The sequence below is a fragment of the Gemmatimonadaceae bacterium genome, assembly GCA_035633115.1.
Lineage (GTDB): Bacteria > Gemmatimonadota > Gemmatimonadetes > Gemmatimonadales > Gemmatimonadaceae > UBA4720.
In genome coordinates this window covers 1-3,687 of the sequence record DASQFN010000002.1, presented here as the reverse complement: position 1 = coordinate 3,687, position 3,687 = coordinate 1, and the positions used below count along the sequence as shown (strand labels likewise).

The window sequence follows — 3,687 nt, the reverse complement described above, 5'->3', positions numbered from 1 at the left end:
CTCGCAGATCGCTTCCGCATCCGCCACGTCGTTCTTGTTCGTCTTCACGTACGGCTTGACGAACTGCGGCGCCATTAGTTTCACCGTGTGCCCAACCCCCTGCAGCTTCCTTGCCCAGTGGTGGGCACTGCCGCACGCTTCCATGCCGATCAGGCACGGCTCCAGCTTGGCGAAGAACGATCCTACTTGGTCGCGCTTGAGCTGCTTCTTCAACACTGGCTTGCCTCGTTCATCCACGCCGTGTACTTGAATGACGTTCTTTGCCAAATCGATGCCTACTGTCGTAATCTTCATGTTGGACGCTCCTTTCAGTCAGTGGTTGATTCGCATCTCCACTTTGGCACCTCGATGCCGCGTGAGGAAGGGGGGCGTCCATTCCATTACCACCCGGCATGCGGGTCCGCACCGGGCGGTTCAGAAGAGCGGAGCACAAGTGAATCGTTAGGCGTATCCGTGCGCCTTCATCCACAGTGCTCGGATACTCACCAGGCCGTGTCCTTCCGGCAAGCCTGCATGACTTGACCTGCTCGCAGTTGGTACTGTCCGTCTGTTGCCGGCGAAGGCACGGAGGACAGACAGATGACTGCGAGAACGACGACAGCATCTCCCGTTACAAGAACGACGGCCGCATCTTCCGCGGGAATGGCGCAGGCGCGGAGGCGCTTTGCGCGTTGGCGCGAGACCCGCGCGGCGGGAGCGCCGATACCGGATAGCCTGTGGGCTGTTGCCGTGCAGCTGACAAGGCAGCATGGCGTGCATCGGACGGCGCGCGCGCTGGGCCTCGAGTACAACAAACGCAAGCGGCTCGCGCAATCGACGACGCGCTCTGAGAAGGCGCCGGAGTCGCCGGCGTTCGTGGAGCTTTTGGCGCCGCAGCCGGCGGGCGTATCGGAATGCCGGATCGAGTTGGAGGGGCCACGCGGCGGAAGGATGAAGATCGAGCTGCCGGCGACGGCGAGCGCGGCGCTCCTCATCGATCTGTGCCGGGTGGTCTTAGGCGGCGCCGCATGATCCCGGTGACGCCGCAGACGCGTATTCTGATGGCGGTCGAGCCGGTCGATTTCCGCCGTGGCATCGACGGCTTGGCGAGACTCTGCAAGCAGGAGCTCCAGGCCGATCCGTTCTCCGGTTGGCTGTTTGTCTTCGTCAACCGCCGCCGCACCGCGATCAAAGCGCTCACGTATGACGGCCAAGGGTTCTGGATGTGTCAGAAACGCCTCTCCAGCGGACGCTTCCGCTACTGGCCGACGCGCGCCGCGGAACAGACGCGAGCGCTGGCGGCGCATGAGCTGCAGGTGCTCCTGATGGGCGGCGACCCGGCGCAAGTCAAAGCGGCGCCGGCGTGGCGTCGGCTCAGCATGGCGCAGTAAAGACCAAGAACACCATCGTTGCGTGGCTCTTGCGTTCCACCGCCGGCGCTGCTACGCTGCCGGCCATGGAAACGCAGCTCAACTACCGGCGCCGGGTCATCACCGACCGCGACCTAACCTTCATCCGCGCACTCATCGCGGGCAATCCGCGGGCGAGCCGGCGCGAGCTGTCGAAGAAGCTGTGCGCAGCGTGGAACTGGGTGCAAACCAACGGCGCGCCGCGCGACATGGTGTGCCGCGGGCTGATGTTGAAGCTGCATCGCGACGGCTTGATCGAACTGCCGTCGGTGCGCTATTGCCCGCCCAATCCGCTCGCCGAACGCCGCCCACCGGCAGTGGTTAGCGTCGATACGCGGCCGCTCCAGGCTAACCTCGCCGAACTCCGGCCGCTCGCGGTGAGTCAGGTGCGGCGCACCGCGGACGAAGCGCTGTTCAACAGCCTGATCGCGCAGCACCACTACCTCGGCTACACGCAGCCGGTCGGTGAGCAGCTCAAGTACCTGGTCGTGGCGCAGGGCCGGCCGATCGCCTGTCTCGCGTGGTCCTCGGCGCCGCGCCACCTGGGGTGCCGCGACCGCTTCATCGGCTGGTCGGTCGCGGCGCGGCGCAAGAACATCCGCTTCATCGCCTACAACCCGCGCTTTCTCATTGTCCCGTGGGTCAAGGTGCCGCATCTGGCCTCGCACCTCCTCGGCCGCATCGCGCGCGGGCTATCGGACGACTGGCAGCGTCTCTACGGCCACCCGATTGTCTTTCTCGAAACCTTCGTCGATCCCGAGCGTTTCCGCGGCGCCTGCTATCTCGCCGCCAACTGGATCCGCTTGGGGCGGACCACCGGGCGCGGCAAGGACGCGCCGACCTGGACACCCAACCGCTCGGTCAAGGACGTGCTGGGCTATCCGCTCAGCAAGGACTTTCGCCAGCGGCTCTCGGAGATTCAATGAAGCCGGCGATCGAGCCCGTGGACCGGCAGGAACTCGAGGCGATTCTCGAGCACGCGCGAGGCGCGCTCTCGGACGCGGAATACAGGCGGCTCAAGGCGGTCTTCGATACCCTGGTGTATCTCCTGCAGTTGGTCGAGAACAAGACGACGACGATCCATCGCCTGCGCCAGATCCTGTTCGGCGCCAGCACGGAGAAGACGCTGGAGGTGCTGAAGGCAGTGGTCGCGGCGGTGCAACCCGATGTCCCGCCGTCGCCCGCAGCGGACGCCGCGCCGCCGCACCCGGGACACGGCCGCAACAGCGCTTTAGCCTACGCGGGGGCAACCCGGATCCCGGTCGAGCATCCTTCGTTCGAGTCTGGCGCGTTGTGCCCGGAATGCCGCCGGGGAAAGCTCTACGCTGCCGCCAAGCCGGGCGTGCTAGTGCGGGTCCAGGGCCAGGCGCCCTTGGCCGCGACCGTCTACGAGCTCGCCAAGCTGCGCTGCAATCTCTGTCTGGAGGTGTTCACGGCGCCGGCGCCCGAGGGCGTCGGGACGGAGAAGTACGACTCCGGTTGCGCGAGCATGATCGCGCTCTTGAAGTATGGCAGCGGGGTGCCGTTCTACCGGCTGGCGGGGCGGCAGGAAAGCCTCGGCATCCCGCTGCCGGCATCTACTCAATGGGAGATCGCCGCGAAGACCGCCGCGCGGGTCAAGCCGGCGTTCAAGGAGCTGATCCGCCAGGCGGCGCAAGGCGAGGTGGTCTACAACGACGACACGACGATGACCATCCTCGCTCACCTGAAAGAAGGCGCCGCGAGCGAGGCGTTTGCCGAGCCCGGCGAGGCGGAACGCTCGGAACGCACCGGAGTATTTACCTCGGGCATCGTATCGACGCGCGAGGGGAAGAGCGTCGCGCTGTTCTTCACCGGCCGTAGCCACGCCGGAGAGAACCTGGCTAAGGTGCTCGCGCACCGGGCCGCGGACTTGAGTCCGCCGATTCAGATGTGCGATGCGCTGTCGCGCAATCTCGTCGGGCCGCTCAAAACCATCGTCGCGAATTGCATCGCGCACGCCAGACGAAAGTATGTCGAGGTCGCGCCCCACTTCCCCGAGGAATGCCGCTTCGTACTGGAAACGCTGGCCGAGGTGTATAGGAACGACGCCCGCTGCCGCGAGGACCGCAGCTCGCCGGAAGAGCGGTTGCGCTTCCATCAAATCCACAGCGAGCCGCTGATGAAGGCGCTGCAGGACTGGTTAACCGAGCAGTTCACACTGCATCTGGTGGAGCCTAATTCCGGCCTCGGTCAAGCCATCACCTACATGAAGAAGCATTGGCCGGAGCTGACGCTGTTCCTGCGTAATGCCGGCGCGCCGCTCGACAACAATATCTGC

At 65.4% G+C, this 3,687-nt stretch carries 5 protein-coding genes; 4 read left to right on the top strand and 1 reads right to left on the bottom strand.

Annotation, left to right across the window (positions count from 1 at the left end):
• Positions 1–294, bottom strand: a 294-nt coding sequence (locus VES88_00085; GenBank protein HYN79870.1) for a transposase, incomplete at its 3' end; no start/stop codon positions are given.
• A 285-nt stretch (positions 295–579) separates the two neighbouring features.
• Here VES88_00085 and VES88_00080 point away from each other — a divergent pair.
• From VES88_00080 to VES88_00065, 4 genes are all read left to right on the top strand, one after another.
• Positions 580–1,011 carry a hypothetical protein gene (locus VES88_00080; GenBank protein HYN79869.1) on the top strand — a complete coding sequence of 144 codons (432 nt, stop codon included), beginning with the start codon at positions 580–582 and terminating at the stop codon, positions 1,009–1,011.
• Positions 1,008–1,370, top strand: a complete 363-nt coding sequence (gene tnpB / locus VES88_00075; protein HYN79868.1) for an IS66 family insertion sequence element accessory protein TnpB — start codon at positions 1,008–1,010, stop codon at positions 1,368–1,370. Before VES88_00080 ends, tnpB begins: the two co-directional genes overlap by 4 nt.
• Positions 1,343–2,314, top strand: coding sequence for a DUF4338 domain-containing protein (locus VES88_00070; protein ID HYN79867.1), 972 nt, complete (start codon positions 1,343–1,345; stop codon positions 2,312–2,314). Before tnpB ends, VES88_00070 begins: the two co-directional genes overlap by 28 nt.
• The coding region (locus VES88_00065) for a transposase (protein HYN79866.1) at positions 2,311–3,687 on the top strand (1,377 nt) is incomplete at its 3' end. The genes VES88_00070 and VES88_00065, both read left to right, overlap by 4 nt.